General features: G+C 44.7%; 15 protein-coding genes. 12 read left to right on the forward strand and 3 right to left on the reverse strand.

Going from position 1 to position 18569, the window contains the following annotated elements; genetic code table 11:
• Window position 1 precedes the first annotated feature (1 nt).
• On the reverse strand, window positions 2–2347 hold the full coding sequence (locus AB4263_RS18500) for an ATP-binding protein (RefSeq protein ID WP_017068188.1): 2346 nt from the start codon (window positions 2345–2347) through the stop codon (window positions 2–4).
• A gap of 462 nt (window positions 2348–2809) precedes the next feature.
• On the opposite strand from AB4263_RS18500, the gene AB4263_RS18505 reads away from it, so the two are divergent.
• The gene (locus tag AB4263_RS18505) at window positions 2810–4393 is read left to right on the forward strand and encodes an ABC-F family ATPase (RefSeq protein WP_372098685.1); all 1584 of its coding nucleotides are present in this window, start codon (window positions 2810–2812) and stop codon (window positions 4391–4393) included.
• Between the two features lie 222 nt (window positions 4394–4615).
• Here AB4263_RS18505 and fdhD read toward each other — a convergent pair whose 3' ends face one another.
• Window positions 4616–5437 (reverse strand): formate dehydrogenase accessory sulfurtransferase FdhD, encoded by an 822-nt coding sequence (fdhD, locus tag AB4263_RS18510; protein WP_372098686.1) that lies wholly within the window; start codon window positions 5435–5437, stop codon window positions 4616–4618.
• Window positions 5438–5834: 397 nt separating this feature from the next.
• Here fdhD and AB4263_RS18515 point away from each other — a divergent pair, with 397 nt between their 5' ends.
• From AB4263_RS18515 to cobB, 11 genes are all read left to right on the forward strand, one after another.
• Window positions 5835–6299: a DUF3305 domain-containing protein gene (locus tag AB4263_RS18515; RefSeq protein WP_372098687.1), complete on the forward strand. Its 465-nt coding sequence runs from the start codon at window positions 5835–5837 to the stop codon at window positions 6297–6299.
• Window positions 6289–6972, forward strand: coding sequence for a DUF3306 domain-containing protein (locus AB4263_RS18520; RefSeq protein ID WP_017066647.1), 684 nt, complete (start codon window positions 6289–6291; stop codon window positions 6970–6972). The genes AB4263_RS18515 and AB4263_RS18520 overlap by 11 nt, the downstream gene beginning before the upstream one ends.
• 299 nt (window positions 6973–7271) lie before the next feature.
• Window positions 7272–8933, forward strand: a complete 1662-nt coding sequence (locus AB4263_RS18525) for a 4Fe-4S dicluster domain-containing protein (RefSeq protein ID WP_372098688.1) — start codon at window positions 7272–7274, stop codon at window positions 8931–8933.
• Between the two features lie 9 nt (window positions 8934–8942).
• Window positions 8943–9581, forward strand: coding sequence for a molecular chaperone (locus AB4263_RS18530; RefSeq protein ID WP_105057160.1), 639 nt, complete (start codon window positions 8943–8945; stop codon window positions 9579–9581).
• Between the two features lie 78 nt (window positions 9582–9659).
• Entirely contained in the window at window positions 9660–9860 is a 201-nt protein-coding gene (locus AB4263_RS18535; RefSeq protein WP_008217926.1) for a twin-arginine translocation signal domain-containing protein, read from the forward strand.
• 10 nt (window positions 9861–9870) lie between these two features.
• The gene (locus AB4263_RS18540) at window positions 9871–12726 is read left to right on the forward strand and encodes a molybdopterin-dependent oxidoreductase (RefSeq protein ID WP_372098689.1); all 2856 of its coding nucleotides are present in this window, start codon (window positions 9871–9873) and stop codon (window positions 12724–12726) included.
• An 11-nt stretch (window positions 12727–12737) separates the two neighbouring features.
• Window positions 12738–13346 (forward strand): formate dehydrogenase FDH3 subunit beta, encoded by a 609-nt coding sequence (fdh3B, locus tag AB4263_RS18545; RefSeq protein ID WP_004742271.1) that lies wholly within the window; start codon window positions 12738–12740, stop codon window positions 13344–13346.
• Window positions 13347–13359: 13 nt separating this feature from the next.
• Window positions 13360–14433 carry a formate dehydrogenase subunit gamma gene (locus AB4263_RS18550; RefSeq protein ID WP_372098690.1) on the forward strand — a complete coding sequence of 358 codons (1074 nt, stop codon included), beginning with the start codon at window positions 13360–13362 and terminating at the stop codon, window positions 14431–14433.
• Entirely contained in the window at window positions 14417–14833 is a 417-nt protein-coding gene (locus AB4263_RS18555) for a hypothetical protein (protein ID WP_017059624.1), read from the forward strand. Before AB4263_RS18550 ends, AB4263_RS18555 begins: the two co-directional genes overlap by 17 nt.
• Window positions 14834–15209: 376 nt before the next feature.
• Window positions 15210–16430: an ammonium transporter gene (locus tag AB4263_RS18560; RefSeq protein WP_017059625.1), complete on the forward strand. Its 1221-nt coding sequence runs from the start codon at window positions 15210–15212 to the stop codon at window positions 16428–16430.
• A gap of 256 nt (window positions 16431–16686) precedes the next feature.
• Entirely contained in the window at window positions 16687–17421 is a 735-nt protein-coding gene (gene cobB, locus AB4263_RS18565) for a Sir2 family NAD+-dependent deacetylase (protein WP_017063867.1), read from the forward strand.
• Between the two features lie 94 nt (window positions 17422–17515).
• Here cobB and AB4263_RS18570 read toward each other — a convergent pair whose 3' ends face one another.
• Window positions 17516–18553: an extracellular solute-binding protein gene (locus tag AB4263_RS18570; protein WP_017059627.1), complete on the reverse strand. Its 1038-nt coding sequence runs from the start codon at window positions 18551–18553 to the stop codon at window positions 17516–17518.
• Window positions 18554–18569: the final 16 nt, after the last annotated feature.

Consider the following 18569-nt stretch of genomic DNA (forward strand, 5'->3'; position numbering starts at 1 on the left):
TTTACTTCACCAGTAGATGTTGACGGTCGAGAACGTTAGTAATGTGGCGGAACCAGTGCTCGGAAATTCGAGCCTTTTCTTCATGCCAACCAATATAACCACGGCTTTCAAAGTAACGCAGAATGCCGGTTATCTCAGCCGTGCTTAGCTGCGTACAATCAGACAAGACTTCCGGAGACGCGATTTCCAACTGCACGATAGAACGAAGCACAGCCAGCATAGGTTTTGGCATGTTTTCTAGTTCTTGTGCTTCTGGTACATGGAACAAGCGCACCACGGCTTGATCGGTATCTTTGTTTCGATTCAATGAGAGTCGGAAGAAGCGCAACGCAACGGTAGGGTTACCATCAGAGTAATGCCACAAGATTCGGTAGAAGCCTTGGCGTGCGCGATCTTCCTCGCTCATGTCATCTTGGTCCCACTGTTTAGGCACCACCAAACCATCAAACGATAACGGCTTCTCAAGCTCCGTATTAATACGGCTATTTAGAAGCTCACCGACTTGTTTCTCTGTCCAACGCGGAAGGAAACACACCAAGTCAAACAGCAAACGTTCGCCACGCGCTCGATCGACAAACCGCCAGCTTGATTTGGCGATCGATATCACGACACGGTGGTTCTTTTTAGAACGACGCAGTAGATTGGTTAAACGTATCAGATCAGACAATCCGCCAACCATTGGCTTAACTAGACGTTGTGCATTATCGATCGCAATCAAGTACGTGGTCTTGCTTTTACGAAGGTGAGCCAAGATCTGAATCTCAGTCGCTTTTTCTTCCAAGCCGATGCTCACCGCTAGATGCGCTAACAGCTCTTGATAACCAGCGTAAGGGCAACTTACGTAGACAGGTTCAGCGTTAGAGACTTTGTGCAGCAGTGTATAAAGCAGCGTTGTTGCGCCCACACCACGTTCACCTGAAACAATACAGATAGCAGGGCTGTCTGACATCAAGTAGCGAGACAGTTGCTTAACCTCATCACCGGCGTAATCAATCAGCGTGCTGTCGATATTACCCGGAAGAATGTATTCATAGGTTTGATCGCCTTTGATTCGAACCAAGTTTTGCTGATTCTTGTCAAGGTCAGACTGCTTAGCCACTTCAATTCTAAACAGGTACGCCAAAGCTTGGCTAAACAGTGTGTAATTAGACAGTAAGGCCATGATGCGGTGTTGGAAGTTGTAAACACTCAACCATACGATGCCAATGGCCGTCGCCAATATATTAAGTAAGAAGGTATCCTTGCGGTTTACTGCCCAGTTCACCCATACCGGACGATCAGAGATGTGTTGCAGCGTATCGAAGACTTTCGCACGCCATAATCTAAGCACTGAAATGGTAACCAGTACAAACCAGAAAAATAGGGCGCTGTAGATCCAGCTATAGATAGTGCCTTTGCCTAGCGTGATACTCGATATTTGCAAAGTCACACCCGCAACAATGAAGCTCCAAACATAACGGCGAATGGTCGATAGGCGCAGCGCAATCACTTCTTGATTGGATGTGCGGCCCAAACGATACGCAAATTCCAAAATAAAGCTGATAGCAATCGAACCACCAAGAATCCACCAAGTGAAGATCTCAAGGAAAATCAGGTGTTGCAGGCTAGGGATGCTGGAGAGCACTCTTAAAGAAAGCGTAATCGCAATTAACCAAGCAATCGCACGATCAGCACGGCTGATGTACCAGATCACACGTACTAAAAATGGAGGGTTCGTTTTCGCTTCAAGAAAATTAATTCTGAACAACTCAATCAAACGAGTGCTATTGGCAAGCCACCACGCTAAACCAAAATAGATAAACAACACTTTTAACGATGCACCAATCACAGGCACTGGCGAAATAAAGATGTCTTTAACGAGCGCTTTAAAGCTACGAATTTGGAAGTAAACAAGATACTCAATGTTGAGCTTGGTTAATTCCCACTCTTGCTTAAATTGAGTTACGCCGTAGGGGCCAAAACCCGTTAGGCGCTCTTTATTAGCGGAATTCGTCTGCTCTAACAGGTGTTGCTTGCTCACATTCAAGCTATTCAAAGTGACGTAACTGGTTTGAACGGCAAACCATTGATCGGCGTCGTTGTTCGCTCTGTAGGCTTTTATCTGTTGCTCGAAGGTTTTGATTTCCTGCTTTTGAACTTGTAGCACTTCAGCGAGCAATATATTGACTTGGCGTCTGTCCGACGGTTCCATAAAGAGGGGGTCGGGTAACGAATCAATTCGATCATCGAGATCAACAGCAGAATCGGATACCTGCGGCTGAGATTGTAAGTCATATTCCAAGTTGGCATGACTAGGCCAAGAGAGAATGGCCAAAGTGAGGATTAAGAAGCGCGATAGTGAACGCATAAAAGTCTCTTAGAATTATGAGGTTAGGATTACTATAGTTAGATAATCTGACTTTGTGAAATCCAACCCCGTGTCGGGGGCGAGTACTTTATTCCTGTTTCGAGCGATTTTGTCATGAAATTGTCAGGGATTAGGCTAGTATTTGAGCATCTTTATTATGTCTTCTGTTGCGTTGATCGGGTTGGCTTTTACTGTGACCAATCAGCATACGATATATTCAATGGTTGGCATGATTTGGGACGTTATATACCGCCCATTATGGTGCGCTGTTCGATATTTTGTTTTTCCTTAAAATCGACGGTTTTACGGCGATAAATAGAAAACCAAAAATGTGAGTCAGTTCAAACTATGATTTGGCTAGGTTATCACTCACTTAATGGCCAGTAATTGCAATCAATACTTGCAGTTAAAGCCCTGAACAAGTAACGTTGCGGCGTTTTTCACATTAAAAAGGTAATGGCATTGATCTCCACAGCAAATATCACCCAACAATTCGGCGCTAAGCCACTTTTCGAAAATATTTCAGTTAAGTTCGGCGAAGGCAACCGCTACGGTTTAATCGGCGCGAATGGCTGTGGTAAATCGACGTTCATGAAGATCCTATCTGGTGAACTTGAGCCAAGTGCTGGTAACGTAAGCTACGATCCAAACGAGCGCGTTGCTAAGCTAAACCAAGACCAGTTTGCTTACGAAGAATTCACGGTAATCGACACGGTTATCATGGGTCACAAAGAGCTTTGGGCTATTAAGCAAGAGCGTGACCGCATTTACTCTTTGCCAGAAATGAGCGAAGAAGACGGCATGAAAGTGGCTGACCTTGAAGTTCAGTTCGCTGAAATGGACGGTTACATGGCAGAAGCTAAAGCTGGTGAGCTTCTTCTAGCGGTAGGTATTGAAGAATCAATGCACTTCGGTCTGATGAGCGAAGTAGCACCGGGTTGGAAACTTCGTGTTCTATTGTCTCAAGTACTGTTTGCAGACCCGCATATCATGCTTCTTGACGAACCAACGAACAACCTGGACATGGACACCATCAATTGGTTGGAAGATACGCTAAACCAACGTAACTGCACAATGATCATCATTTCGCACGACCGTCACTTCCTAAACTCTGTTTGTACACACATGGCTGACCTTGATTACGGCGAACTTCGTCTATTCCCAGGTAACTACGATGAGTACATGACGGCTGCGACTCAAGCTCGTGAGCGTCTACTGTCTGACAACGCTAAGAAGAAAGCACAAATTGCTGAACTTCAAACGTTCGTATCTCGTTTCTCTGCTAACGCATCTAAAGCGAAGCAAGCAACGTCACGTGCTAAGCAGATCGATAAGATCCAACTAGACGAAGTTAAAGCGTCTAGCCGTCAAAACCCATTCATCCGTTTCGAACAGTCTAAAGAGCTATTCCGTAACGCACTTGTGGTTGAAAACCTATCTCAAGGTTTTGAAGAAGACCTATACAACAAGTTCGACGGTATTTTCGAAGTAGGTGAGCGTGTTGCTATCATCGGTGAGAACGGTGTGGGTAAAACAACACTACTTAACACACTAGCTGGCGCTCTTGAGCCTCGCACAGGTGAGTACAAGTGGTCTGAAAACTCAAACATCGGTTACTACGCTCAAGATCACGCACACGATTTCGAGACAGACATGAACTTGTTTGATTGGATGAGCCAATGGCGCCAAGAAGGCGAAGACGAGCAAGTTGTTCGTGGCTTCCTAGGTCGTATGCTATTTGGTCAAGACGACATTAAGAAATCTGTAAAGGTTATCTCTGGTGGTGAGCAAGGTCGTATGCTTCTTGGTAAGATCATGATGCATAAACCAAACATCCTGCTAATGGATGAGCCAACAAACCACATGGATATGGAATCTATCGAAGCGCTTAACTTGGCTCTTGAGAACTACAAAGGCACATTGTTCTTCGTATCTCACGACCGTGTATTCGTAGACTCGCTTGCAACTCGTATCCTTGAAATCAAAGATGGCAAGATCAACGATTTCCGCGGTACTTACGCTGAGTTCTTGAAAGCACGCGGCTAAGCTTTAAGTTAGCCTTAGTTTTCAACTCTATGCGTTGGAAATTAAGCTATAAATTGAAAATTAAAAACGCCGTCATACTAAAAAGCATGACGGCGTTTTTGTATCTAGTTAAGTTTCTATGTATTTATCCTTGATGGGTCACTAACTATTTACATCAGAACTTTACAATTAGAAGCGGTTAGTGAATCACCAATCAAACCTACGCTTTTTTCCGACTGCTGATTATTCACCTTTCACATCAAAGTCAATCTTGTCTGCACCCGTGAACACTTGGAAGCGTAAACCTTTAGCGCGAGCAATCGTAGTGATGCCGAACTTCTGCGCTAAATCTAAGCCCATTTGTGTAACGCCAGAGCGTGACAGTAGAACAGGGATTCCCATCTGCGCAACCTTAATCACCATCTCAGACGTTAAACGGCCTGTGGTGTAGAAGATCTTATCTTCACCTGTCTCTTTGTTAAGCCACATCTCACCAGCCAATGTATCAACGGCATTGTGTCGGCCAACATCTTCAACAAACGATAGAACCTTGTCGTCTTTGCAAACAGCACAGCCATGAACCGCACCCGCTTTCTTGTAGGTGTCGTTATAATGAGTCAGCGCTTCTAGAGCCGTATAGATTTCAGATTGCTTAATCTTGGTTTGAGGCACTTGGTAATCTTCCAATTGCTTCATCACGTTGCCATACATGGTACCTTGGCCACAGCCAGAGGTAACTGTCTTCTTCTTAAGCGCTTGCTCAAGTTGGCTCGTATCTTCTTTGGTGATAACCGCTGCTGAGCTGGTTTCCCAGTCGATGATGATTGATTCAACGGCTTCTGGATTAGAAAGGAAGCTTTGGTTTTTCAAATAACCCAAGACTAATGCTTCCGGGCGTGAACCCAATGTCATTAGAGTTACGATCTCTTTCCAGTTCAACATAACGGTAAGAGGGCGCTCGCACGCAATTTGTTTCGTTAGCTTTTCGCCATATTCATCAAACACTTCAACTTCGATGGTCTGAAGTGGGTTTTCACTGGTTTTTATTATGTTTGGTTTTACCACAGTCACGTCCTACTTAATGAGATAGCGATTATAAGGGATAAGAAGTTAGGCAAGAGTCATCATACGACTCTTTAGAATACATGCGTTCTCTGTCACTTAGTCAGTCTTAGCTTTAACTCAAGCATTTAGCAATTCTCATTCCAAAATAGCGGCTATTCGAGAAAACATGAAGCATTCGATTAAAATAGCGCAAAATATGAGAGTTCACCGAGACTAACTATCTCAAACCAGCGCGATCGACTAACGTTATAGGGGTAACTTTACGACAAACGCACTAAAGACGGAGCAGGACTTAAAATGTATTGGCGTGTTTATTGCTTTGTAGAGGGTATATGATTATGCGAAGTACAAAATGTCCTACGTACGATCAGAATAAAGAAAATCAATTGGGTGCAGTATGTCTGAGATAAAAGAATTCCAAGAACACTACGAAAAAACAGAATCAGCTTGGCCAATCGGTGTCCAAAGAATAGAGAAAGAGATCAAAACTGGCATTTGGGTAACAACTCAATGGGAACTCATCGGTTTTGAATTATCACCTGAACATGAAACCCCAGACGTATGTTCGCTTCAGTTGCACAAAGACGAGCGTACAGACTATCGTTTCAACCTAAGCTCTCAGCAACCTAAGCTTTTCTTAGTGATGGATAATGTCGATTCAGGCGTTAAGCCCGTCATTCAGTTACTTACAGCATCACAAACAGTCGCAGGCCAATACATGGACGGAGATAACCAAGTATTGTCTTACGACATGCCATTGCCTGTACAAGCTTGGATGGAAGCATTCATCGGTCGTCATGGCGAGTTATTAGAAGCAAGACGTAAGAAACGTAAAGGCGCGGGTCGATCAAATGGCAACTAACTTTTTTAGCCGTTGGTCTCAACGAAAGCTTGATGAATCAACCGACCAACCTTTAGAATCGCAACAAACGCTTGAGGAAACTGAGCTTACTTCCACTGAGGCTTCGTCTGCTGCTTCATCTATAGACGCAGAAACATCGGAGTCACTAGAACGTGGAACTTTGGAAAAAGAGTCTCCAGAACACGCTGTCGATTCTCAAACTATTGACTCTCAGGAGATAGCATCAGAAACGACTGAAGACTTGTCTGTTGCTCAATTATTGGTGTCAGAAGCTTCAGAAAGCGTAAAAAAAGCGGCATTGCGTAAATTATTCCTCTCAGAAGAATTCAACGTTCGTGATGGTTTAGATGATTACGACGACGATTACAGTAATTTGAAGTCTCTTTCTGAAGGGGTTGCGGAAACCTTGCGTGATTGGGTTAAAGACAAAACGGAAGAAGAAACTGCGCCAGAAGAAGAGCAAATCATTGATAATAAAGACGAATGTGAAGTTTTAGAAAATTCTGAAAGCGATCTTGAGGTATCTGATAATAAACTTGAAACGTCAGAAAGTGCCGAAATAACCGAACAAGAAAAAGAACTGTATAAAAACACAGTATCGGATAATAACGCTACAATGTCAGACGAAGCAGACCTGAAAGAGGTGGGACAAAATATACCACACAAAGAATAGGTACATTTTGACTAAACACTCAATGAACCGCTTGCGACAAAATGTCCCAAGCGGTTTTTTTATACGCACAATAAACGTTATATAGGATTAAATCACTGAAATATAAGGCATATTAAATTGGCATGGCATTTGCAAAATAACGTTCATTATCAACTTTTTTGTAGATAGACGAGTTCACGGTCTGACGAACGACACACTGGCTAAAGGGTTAGTTGTTAACGGATTACTCAGCAAGTTCTCTCTCGCTTACTACAATGAAGGTTGAACAGATTATCCATGTCCAAAGATGGAACTGAGCAATGCTTAAACAATTATTAGAACAAGCAAATTCAAATAACGCTAAAGCAAGACTGTATGCATTTGAAAATACAGTTGAGTTAACAAATCTGATTCCACCTACTGTTAGCTACGAAAGCGGCGGTAATACACTTGTTATTGGTCCAACTGCGATCATTGAAAGTGCTGCGGCTCAATTACCTCAATTGACGAGCCTAACCTTATTGTCAACAGATGGCGAAAAGGGCACAAACCCAGAACTGTACTTCGCGAATTCGGTTCAAGTATCCGGTTTCCTTGGCACGTTTGAAGTTGTGATCGAAAACAAAGGCACATCAAGCAATCTAGCGAAAGTCGCGATTAATCACGATTGTTTCGATGTTGTTTTAGACCTATGTCTGAATAGCTGCATGACAGAAGAAGTACCTGTACCGGGTTATTACCCAGTAGGTCGTGGCTATCCAAAACTTGCTGAAGCACTGGAAGAGATTCCAACGCTTATGGGCACATTTGATAAGCCTAAGTTCTTCCGTCTCGACACTGGCCTTTGCGCGCACAGTTCTCGTGGCGTAAAAGGCTGTGAGCGTTGTGTTGATGCTTGTCCTGCTGGTGCACTTTCAAGTGAAGGCTCAGATAAGACGGGTCATAAGATCGAGATTAACCCTTACCTATGTCAAGGCGTGGGTACGTGTGCAACGAGCTGTCCGACAGAAGCTATCTCTTACGCATTACCTAACCCTGACGATACTCAAAAATTCATTGAACGTACGCTAGCTAACTACGAGCAAGCGGGTGGTCTGGATCCAATCGTACTTATCTGTAGCTCACGTCATGAGACTTACAACGTGATGGCTCTTAAAGCGCTACCAGATAACGTGATTCCAATTGTCGTAGAAGAACTGCCATCTATTGGTATCGATACTTGGTTTGCAGCTTTAGTTAATGGCGCAACTCAGGTTCTGTTTGCCGCATCTCGCTTTATGCCAGAAACGATCATTCGTGTTCTGAATAACGAAGTAGGGATTGCTCAAGAACTACTAGATCAAATCGGTATTCCAAAAGAAACCATCGATATTCTGTACTTAGAATCTCTACGTGAATGTCCTCCAACACTTTGTGTGGATTCATTCGACCTTGCACTTGGCGATCTTCAAGGCAACAAGCGCCAACGTCTATTTACAGCACTTGATGCGATGTCTTCAGCTCGTATTCCTGTTGAAAATATTGTTGAGCTTCCGTCAAACGCACCTTACGGCAACGTTTCGTGTGATAGCAAAGATTGTACGTTATGTATGAGCTGTGTGGCTGTGTGTCCGACACGTGCACTTCATACCGACGGGGCTTCTCCATCACTTAAATTTGTAGAACAAGACTGTATTCAATGTGGCTTGTGTGAAAAGGCATGTCCTGAAAATGTTCTGACTCTTACGCCTCGTATGAATTGGGTAAAAGAAGAACGTCAAAAAGCAGTTGTGATTCATGAAGAGAAAGCTGCGGAATGTGTACGTTGCCATAAACCATTCGCACCTCAGTCTATGATTGACATGTTACAGAACAAGTTACGCGGTCACTCTCACTTTTCAGATGAAGCAGCGATTAATCGTATTGCTATGTGTGAAGACTGCCGTGTGGTGGATATGTTCGATTCAATGGCTCAAGACCCATTGAAACAATTGAAATACTAGGAGTTAGCCTTGGAAACGAATTTGGATCAGGCACAAGAACAGACACTAAGAACTGAGATCTATTTGGTTCTATCCGCACTGTTTCGCAGCGCACCTTCTGAAGAGGTGATCGACTTTCTAAAAACGCTAGACATTGAAGCGTCTGAAAGCGCAATGCAAAAGGCTTGGATTGCCATTCAACAAGCGGCAACAGAATCAAACCGTGAAGCTCTTGAAGACGAATATCAAGATTTGTTCATCGGTATTGGGCGTGGAGAAGTCGTTCCATTTGGTTCGTGGCATCGCACTGGCGCCATGATGGAAAAACCATTGGCAGAGATTCGTCATGACTTAGAGCTTTTAGGCATTGAGCGTGATGATCAAGTGAAAGAGCCAGAAGATCACATCGCCGCACTGTGTGAAGTGATGGCTATGCTAACGGCTGAAGAAGAAGCACTGCAACAGGCGGTATTCAATAAGCACCTTGGCCCTTGGTTTAACTCTTTCACGCGTCAGCTTGAAGGGGCAGAAAGCACGAACTTCTACAAATCGGCCGCTCAACTGTGTGAAGCATTCTTAACGTTAGAACAAGTGCGTTTTAGCGTGAATACAAAAAGCAGTAAGCACAAATTAAAGATTGATGTGAAAAACGTCACTGATTACGAGTAATCGAGCAGTACGCGATTATATCGATAGAGGGGCATTAAGCCTCCAAAAAAAGATCTACCGTAAGGTAAGGAAGCAATGATGAAAGATAATAAAGATATAAATACGAGCCGTAGGGATCTACTCAAAGGCTTGACGACTGCAGCCGTTGCTGGTGCCGTTGTCGCTGGTACAACTAAAGTGGCAACCGCTTCAGAAACTGTTGAAATTTCGAAAGAAGACGTGAAGAAGACAGGGTATCGTGAGACGCAACACATTCGCGATTACTACGACACACTTTAGGAGATAACGGATGAAACTTGTCAAACGCTCCGATAGTGTGAGCAAAGAAACCAATCAGCTAGGTGTGTCTCGACGTGCCTTCATGAAAAACACTTCATTAGCTGCTGGTGGCGCAGTGGTAGGCGCAAGTCTATTTGCACCAGGTATGATGAAGAAAGCACAGGCTAAATCAGTCAATCCAGAAGCGAAAACAGAAGTGAAACGTACTATCTGTTCTCACTGTTCTGTGGGTTGTGGTATCTACGCTGAAGTTCAAAATGGCGTATGGACAGGTCAAGAGCCTGCATTCGATCACCCATTCAACGCTGGTGGACACTGTGCGAAAGGTGCAGCACTTCGTGAGCACGGCCATGGTGAACGTCGTCTTAAGTACCCAATGAAATTGGAAGGCGGTAAGTGGAAGAAGCTTTCTTGGGAACAAGCGATTGAAGAGATCGGTAACAAAGCGCTAGAACTTCGTAAAGAGTCTGGCCCTGATTCAGTTTACTTCCTAGGTAGTGCGAAACACAGTAACGAGCAAGCTTATGCATTCCGTAAGATGGCGTCGCTTTGGGGCACCAACAACGTTGACCACCAAGCGCGTATTTGTCACTCAACCACAGTAGCCGGTGTTGCGAACACTTGGGGTTACGGTGCAATGACAAACTCGTTCAATGACATGCACAACTGTAAATCGATGCTGTTCATTGGTTCAAACCCAGCAGAAGCTCACCCAGTAGCGATGCAACACATCTTGATCGCGAAAGAGAAGAACAACTGTAAGATCGTTGTTGCGGATCCTCGTCGTACGCGTACTGCTGCGAAATCAGATCACTACGTTTCTCTTCGTCCAGGTTCTGACGTTGCGTTTATCTGGGGTGTGTTATGGCACGTCTTTGCAAACCAATGGGAAGACAAAGAATTCATTAAACAACGTGTATTCGGCATGGACGAGATCCGTGAAGAAGTCGCGAAGTGGAACCCAGCAGAAGTTGAACGCGTAACTGGTGTTAGTGAAAAAGACGTATACCACACCGCGAAACTACTTTCTGAAAACCGTCCGGGTTGTATCGTTTGGTGTATGGGTGGTACTCAACACACGACTGGTAACAACAACACACGTGCTTACTGTGTACTTGAGCTTGCGCTAGGTAACATCGGTAAATCAGGTGGCGGTGCAAACATCTTCCGTGGTCACGATAACGTACAAGGCGCAACTGACCTTGGCGTACTGTCAGACACACTTCCTGGCTACTACGGCTTGTCTGAAGGTTCTTGGCGTCACTGGTCGAAAGTTTGGGATATCGACTTTGATTGGATCAAAGGCCGTTTCGACGACAACGCATACGGTGGTCAAAAACCAATGAACAGTGCAGGTATTCCTGTATCTCGTTGGGTTGATGGCGTACTTGAAGACAAAGACAAGATTCGTCAGCGCGAAAACATCCGTGCCATGTTCTACTGGGGTCACGCGGTCAACTCTCAGACTCGTGGTCCAGAGATGAAGAAGGCGATGCAGAAGCTGGATATGATGGTTATTGTTGACCCATACCCAACGGTTGCAGCGGTAATGAACGATCGTACCGACGGAGTTTACCTGCTACCAGCAACGACTCAGTTTGAAACCTACGGCAGTGTAACGGCGTCAAACCGTTCTCTACAGTGGCGTGACAAGGTTGTTGATCCTCTATTCGAATCTAAACCTGACCACGAAATCATGTACCTGCTTTCTAAGAAGCTTGGTTTCTCTGATCAGCTGTTCAAAAACATCCGTGTTGAGAACAACCAACCACTGATTGAAGATATTACACGTGAATTCAACAAAGGTATGTGGACGATCGGCTACACAGGTCAAAGCCCTGAGCGTTTGAAAGAACACCAACAGAATTGGCACACATTCCACAAAACGTCTCTAGAAGCAGAAGGCGGTCCAGCAAATGGCGAGACTTACGGTCTACCTTGGCCATGTTGGGGCACACCAGAGATGAAACATCCGGGTACACACATCCTTTACGATACGTCTAAGACGGTTGCTGAAGGTGGTGGTAACTTCCGTACTCGTTTTGGTGTTGAGTTTGAAGGTCAAAGCCTACTGGCAGAAGACAGCTACTCGAAAGGCTGTGAGATCAAAGACGGCTACCCAGAGTTCAGTGACAAACTACTGAAACAACTGGGTTGGTGGGATGATCTAACTGCAGAAGAGAAAGCGGCTGCTGAAGGCAAAAACTGGAAGACTGACGTTTCAGGTGGTATCCAACGTGTGGCAATTAAACACGGCTGTATCCCATTTGGTAATGCGAAAGCACGTGCGATTGTTTGGACATTCCCAGACCGTGTACCACTGCACCGTGAGCCACTTTACACGCCACGTCGCGACCTAGTTGCTGATTACCCAACGTGGGACGACAAAGAAGCTATCTTCCGTGTTCCTACGCTTTACAAGTCGATTCAAGAGCAAGACAAATCTGGCGAATACCCGATTATCCTGACCTCTGGTCGTTTGGTTGAGTACGAAGGTGGTGGTGAAGAAACCCGTTCTAACCCTTGGCTAGCAGAACTACAGCAAGAGATGTTTGTTGAAGTGAACCCGAAAGATGCAAACGACATCGGCTTTAAAGACGGTGACGATGTTTGGGTTGAGGGTGCAGAGAAGGGCCGTATTAAGGTGAAAGCGATGGTTACACGTCGTGTGAAACCGGGTCTGGCATTCATCCCATTCCACTTCGGTGGTAAGTTCCAAGGCGAAGATTTGCGTTCTAAATACCCAGAAGGCACTGATCCTTACGTTATTGGTGAAGCTGCTAACACAGCAACCACATACGGTTACGACCCTGTCACGTTGATGCAGGAAACGAAAGTAACCCTTTGTAATATTCGTAAAGCGTAAGGAGTCTTAAAATGGCTAGAATGAAATTTCTTTGTGACACCAAGCGTTGTATCGAATGTAACGGTTGTGTCACTGCATGTAAGAATGAAAATGATGATGCTCTGGAATGGGGTATTCAACGTCGTCGCGTTGTGACACTGAACGATGGCGAACCAGGTGAAAACTCTATCTCAGTAGCGTGTATGCACTGTACTGATGCCCCTTGTATGGCAGTTTGCCCGGCAGACTGTTTTGAACATACGGAAGACGGCATCGTACTTCACAATAAAGATCTGTGTATCGGTTGTGGTTACTGCTTGTTTGCTTGTCCGTTTGGCGCACCTCAATTTCCTAAACAGGAAGCCTTTGGTGAGCGCGGTAAAATGGACAAATGTACCTTCTGTGCTGGCGGCCCAGAAACAGAGCCAGGTTCTGTGGAAGAACGTCAGAAGTACGGTGCGAACCGTATTGCTGAAGGCAAGCTACCAATGTGTGCTTCTTTATGTTCGACCAAAGCACTGCTAGCGGGTGATGCAGAGAAAGTCTCTGATGTATTCCGCCAGCGTGTTGTTGAACGTGGTGCGAAGGGTGCAGGCTGGACAGACGGCAATGACCTTTCTTACGATGCGACTAAGAGCTAAGTAGGAGAGACATATGCTTACAATGTTTAAGCGTCTCTTCCTTGTTGTGCTGCCGATGTTGGCAGCACTAACAATGCTTTCTCCTTTGAGTCATGCATCTGAGACGAACTCATCACAAACTCAATCGAGCTCTGCTGAAAGAGAAATCACACAACTTGCTGGCGCTGATTTTTGGCGACAAGTAAGAAACGGTGAAGAAGGTTACACCACATCTCAATCGGCTGAGCACGGTGTGTTGATCAGTACCCCAGGTCAAACGTGGTACATATTGAAAGAGAAGTGGATGTCACCAGCCGGTGCTGTCGCTATCTTTGGCAGTATTGCATTCGTTACTCTAATGTACGTTGTGATTGGCCCATTAATGCTGAGTGCGCCAAGAACAGGCCGTAAGATCAAACGTTGGTCTCGACTAGACCGTGCCTTGCACTGGAGTATGGCGTTTACCTTCTTAACACTGGCGTTCAGTGGTTTGATGTTGGTTTACGGTAAGCACTTCTTGAAGCCGTACATTCCAACAGACCTTTGGGGCTTCATCGTTCTATTGGCGAAGCAATACCACAACTACATCGGCCCGATTTTCTATGTGCTGTTGATGGCTGTTCTCATCAAGTGGTGGCGCAAGTCTATTTTCAAGATGGTCGATGTACAGTGGTTCATGAAACTGGGTGGTATGGTCGGGAAACATAAAGGTTCTCATCCATCTGCAGAGTTTTCGAACGCGGGTGAAAAAGCACTGTTCTGGCTATTGATTGTTATGGGTAGTGTGGCTGCGATCAGTGGCTTGGTTTTAGACTTCCCAATCTTCGGTCAAACCCGTCGAGATATGGAGCTCTCAAACCTAGTCCACATGTTGGCTGCTTTGATCCTTATCTGTGGTTTCGTGTTCCACATCTACATCGGCTTGTTCGGTATGGAAGGGGCACTAGAAGGCATGGTAACAGGCGAAGTTGATGAGACTTGGGCTAAAGAGCACCATGATCTTTGGTACAAAGAAGTGATGGAACAAGAGAAAAACGGCGTTGAACAAAGCGCTAACGCAGCAACAAAGAAAACGGAAGGGGTGAATAAGAATGAACAAACCTCATAAAGGTATTTGGGTCGCTTACATACTAAGCTGCTTTACGCCATTTACTTGTCTTCTCTCTGGTGTGGTTGCCATCATCTACGCGGGCTATCGTTTAGATAAAGGTGAAGACGGCGAAGTAGTGGATACCCATTACTACGGCTTGATTCGCTCGTTCTTCTTGAACTTGACGTTCTTTGTTGTACTTATCGTGACAGTAGCGACCTCTAATGGCGTGTTGATCGGTGTGAACGATTACTGGTATCAAAATCATATTATCGATGACATCGCTTACTACATTCCGTATGTAGGCATGCTGTTTGGTGGTGTTGCGATTGTGGTTTGGTTTATTCGTATGTATCAAGGTATGCAGCGTTTAAGTCAAAACCTACCGCAAAACCCGACAACAGGTCCAAACTTGTAGTCGAGTATCGGCTCACTAGATAGCGAATTATCTAGCACAATAGTCCTTTTGAAAGCCCAATGATTTCGGTCATTGGGCTTTTTGTTTCTAATCAGCAACGAAACTTAATGAAGCATAGTATTGACCGCTTCAATATGGTGCAACTCCCTTAATTGGTGCAATTCTTGTTTCCATTTTCACGCTCATTAAGAACCAAGAAAGTGCACCGATAAATTTATTATCAATTAATCAGTAAGTTAAAAGCAAAAACTGTTGCACGAAAATTACACCACACACTTGGAACGCATCTTGCGTTCACTGTTGAGTCTTTAATTAATTACAACATTGAATCGCACGATATCAGTGCAAATCAGATAAAGCGAAGGAGAATGCTTTAATGAGTGAAACGGTGACTCAAGTTCATAGTGCAGTACAAACCCTTACCCAAAGTTCAGATACTTTATTCCTATTACTCGGCGCCATCATGGTTTTCTTGATGCACGCTGGCTTTGCATTTCTAGAAGTCGGTACCGTTCGAAAGAAGAACCAAGTCAACGCGCTGGTTAAGATCCTTTCCGACTTTGGTGTCTCCGCCATTGCTTACTTCTTTATCGGTTACTGGGTTGCTTACGGTGCACACTTTTTTGCAGACGCAGAAACACTTTCGCAAGGCAACGGATATGAACTGGTTAAGTTCTTCTTCCTAATGACATTCGCAGCGGCAATTCCTGCGATTGTTTCTGGTGGTATCGCAGAGCGTGCTCGTTTCTATCCAATTTTGATTGCGACACTGTTTACGGTTGGTTTCATCTATCCATTTTTTGAAGGCATCATTTGGAACGGCAACTTTGGATTCCAAGATTGGCTAGAAGGTCAGTTTGGTTACGTGTTCCATGACTTCGCAGGCTCGGTAGTGGTTCACGGCGTAGGTGGTTGGATTGCTTTGGTCGCAGTTTACTTCTTAGGGATGCGTAAAGGTCGAATCCGTGCAGGCAAACACACCAACTTCGCACCATCGAATATCCCATTCTTAGCACTAGGCTCTTGGATCTTATGTGTGGGTTGGTTTGGCTTTAACGTGATGTCAGCTCAAGCGATCAATGGCATCAGCGGTCTCGTGGCAATGAACTCTCTCATGGCCATGGTTGGCGGTATTCTTGCGGCTCTAATTGCAGGTAAAAATGACCCGGGCTTCATCCACAATGGTCCTTTGGCTGGTCTCGTCGCTATCTGTGCGGGCTCAGATTTGATGCACCCACTTGGCGCTTTGGTGACGGGCGGTGTGGCAGGTGCGCTGTTTGTTTACCTATTTACTTATATGCAAAACAAAACACAGATCGATGATGTACTGGGTGTATGGCCTCTACACGGCGTATGTGGTGCCTGGGGTGGCGTTGCTGCTGGTATCTTCGGCCAACAAGCTTTCTGGGGTCTAGGCGGCGTGAGCTTTGCTTCTCAGTTGATTGGTACAGTCGCAGGTGTTGCTGTTGCTTTCGTCGGCGCGTTAATCGTATACGGTGTGTTGAGCAAACTAACAGGCCTACGCTTAAGTGAAGAAGATGAATTCAACGGTGCGGATCTTTCTATCCATAAGATCTCTTCTATCAACGAAGACTAACGTTGTTCACTTGGTGGGGTAAAGCACATCAAGTAGACAACTGTTGAACAGAACTAAGCGGCTTCGGTCGCTTTTTTGTTTCTATGGATAGCAAAACAGAGAATTTGAGTAACAACAACCACAACTATCAAGCGAGTTATGTCACAAATAGCCAATGAATTCAGTTGCCTAAGACTATGGTCTAATCCCCAAAACTATTGTTGGAATTTGAACAGTGCTAAGCTGTTACAAAGTGACATATCTAAAAGGACGTTATATGCATTTCCCATATCGAAATATCGTAATTCTTACTGGCGCTGGCATCTCTGCAGAGTCGGGGATACAAACATTCCGAGCACAAGACGGGCTATGGGAAAACCACAAAATCGAAGATGTAGCGACGCCTGAAGGGTTCGCAAAAGATCCTGACTTGGTACAAGCCTTCTATAACAAGCGTCGTCACGGCCTGCAAAGTGAGAGCATTCAGCCCAATTCAGCCCACAAGGCGCTAGGAGAGCTCGAAGACAAGCTTGATGGCAAAGTTACCATCATTACTCAAAACATCGACAATTTGCACGAGAGAGGCGGTAGCAACAACATTATTCACATGCATGGTGAACTTTTAAAAGCGCGTTGCAGTGAATCCAATCAAGTTGTAGAGCACAAAGGCGATATTGAAACGGGTGAACTTTGTCATTGCTGCCAAATCCCTGCACAAATGCGTCCACATATTGTTTGGTTTGGCGAAATGCCACTAAGAATGGGCGACATTTATTCCGCACTGGAAGAAGCGGATCTGTTTATCTCTATCGGAACTTCAGGTGTTGTTTATCCAGCGGCAGGCTTTGTTCACGATGCGAAAATGCATGGTGCACATACTATCGAGATAAACCTCGAACCAAGTGCGGTTGAAAGTGAATTTGAAGAGAAGCGCTACGGCAAGGCGAGTATCGAGGTGCCTAAACTGGTTGGCGAGTTATTATGTACAGAGAAAGGTTCTTTAACGGCCTAAGCCTTGTCTTTAATAACACACATCAGTTTCTGAATCTGAAAAAATAAAGCGGCTTACGCCGCTTTATTTACTTAACTTCTTAACTAACAATAACTTAGTTGTTTACTTTAAGTTTTTGGAAGTACTCGTCATAAATAACGCTCGCTTCACCAACTTCATCTTGCCACACACCGTTATCCATCACTGATTGTGGTGGGAAAACGTTCTTGTCTTCAGCAAATTCTTTAGGAAGAAGAGGGTAAGCGGTTTTAACTGGTGTCGGGTAACCGATCTCTAGAGCAATTTTCGCAGCGTTCTCTGGGCGAAGAAGGAAGTCGATCATCTTATGAGCCGCTTCAGTGTTCTTAGCGCCTGCTGGAATTGCTAGGCTGTCCATCCAGAAGATAGCGCCTTTTTCTGGCCAGATAATGTCAATCGTTGCGCCTTCTTGGCGTGCCATGTAAGCAGAACCATTCCAAAGCATACCAAGAGACACTTCACCTGCTAGGTAAGGGTTCGCTGGGAAATCTGAGTTAAATACCAATACGTTTGGCATTAGCTTACGAAGTTCTTCGTAGGCTTCTTTGATTTCTTCAGGGTTAGTCGTGTTTGGAGAGTAGCCCAGTTTAGATAGAGCGATATGGAAAACCTCACGAGAGTCATCCATCATCATCAGTTGACCTTCCCACTGCGTATCCCACAGATCGCCCCAGTTTTTAACTGAAGACTTGTCTAGCATGTCTGAGTTGATACCAATACCCGTCGCACCCCAGATGTATGGGATTGAGTAGTTGTTATTTGGGTCAAATGGCTTATCTAAGTAATTTGGATCCAAATCTGCAAAGTGGCTTAGCTTGGTTTTATCAAGCTCTTGAAGCATGCCTTCTTTACGCATCTTAGAAACGAAGTAAGTAGAAGGAACCACTAAGTCGTAACCCGTACCTTGAGTTTTTAACTTAGCGTACATGCTTTCGTTAGACTCATAAGTTGAGTAGTAGACTTTAATGCCCGTCTCTTCTGTGAAGTCTTCTAGTACTTCATTTGGAATATATTCAGACCAGTTGTAAAAATACAGTTCTTGGTCAGCTGCGAAAGAGGGTGTAGAAAGTAAAGTAGCAGCACACAATGCGCCGGTATACAGTGTTTTTTTCATTACTGTTCCGTTCATT

The sequence above is a fragment of the Vibrio sp. 10N.261.55.C5 genome (genome assembly GCF_041470505.1).
GTDB classification, from domain to species: domain Bacteria; phylum Pseudomonadota; class Gammaproteobacteria; order Enterobacterales; family Vibrionaceae; genus Vibrio; species Vibrio crassostreae_C.

Coding starts and splice junctions, on each gene's coding strand:
- AB4263_RS18555 (WP_017059624.1), top strand. CDS start 14,417: ATGAACAAACCTCATAAAGGTATTTGGGTCGCTTACATACTAAGCTGC.
- cobB (WP_017063867.1), top strand. CDS start 16,687: ATGCATTTCCCATATCGAAATATCGTAATTCTTACTGGCGCTGGCATC.
- fdh3B (WP_004742271.1), top strand. CDS start 12,738: ATGGCTAGAATGAAATTTCTTTGTGACACCAAGCGTTGTATCGAATGT.
- AB4263_RS18570 (WP_017059627.1), bottom strand. CDS start 18,553: ATGAAAAAAACACTGTATACCGGCGCATTGTGTGCTGCTACTTTACTT.
- AB4263_RS18515 (WP_372098687.1), top strand. CDS start 5,835: ATGTCTGAGATAAAAGAATTCCAAGAACACTACGAAAAAACAGAATCA.
- AB4263_RS18550 (WP_372098690.1), top strand. CDS start 13,360: ATGCTTACAATGTTTAAGCGTCTCTTCCTTGTTGTGCTGCCGATGTTG.
- AB4263_RS18540 (WP_372098689.1), top strand. CDS start 9,871: ATGAAACTTGTCAAACGCTCCGATAGTGTGAGCAAAGAAACCAATCAG.
- AB4263_RS18500 (WP_017068188.1), bottom strand. CDS start 2,347: ATGCGTTCACTATCGCGCTTCTTAATCCTCACTTTGGCCATTCTCTCT.
- AB4263_RS18560 (WP_017059625.1), top strand. CDS start 15,210: ATGAGTGAAACGGTGACTCAAGTTCATAGTGCAGTACAAACCCTTACC.
- AB4263_RS18535 (WP_008217926.1), top strand. CDS start 9,660: ATGAAAGATAATAAAGATATAAATACGAGCCGTAGGGATCTACTCAAA.
- AB4263_RS18520 (WP_017066647.1), top strand. CDS start 6,289: ATGGCAACTAACTTTTTTAGCCGTTGGTCTCAACGAAAGCTTGATGAA.
- AB4263_RS18525 (WP_372098688.1), top strand. CDS start 7,272: ATGCTTAAACAATTATTAGAACAAGCAAATTCAAATAACGCTAAAGCA.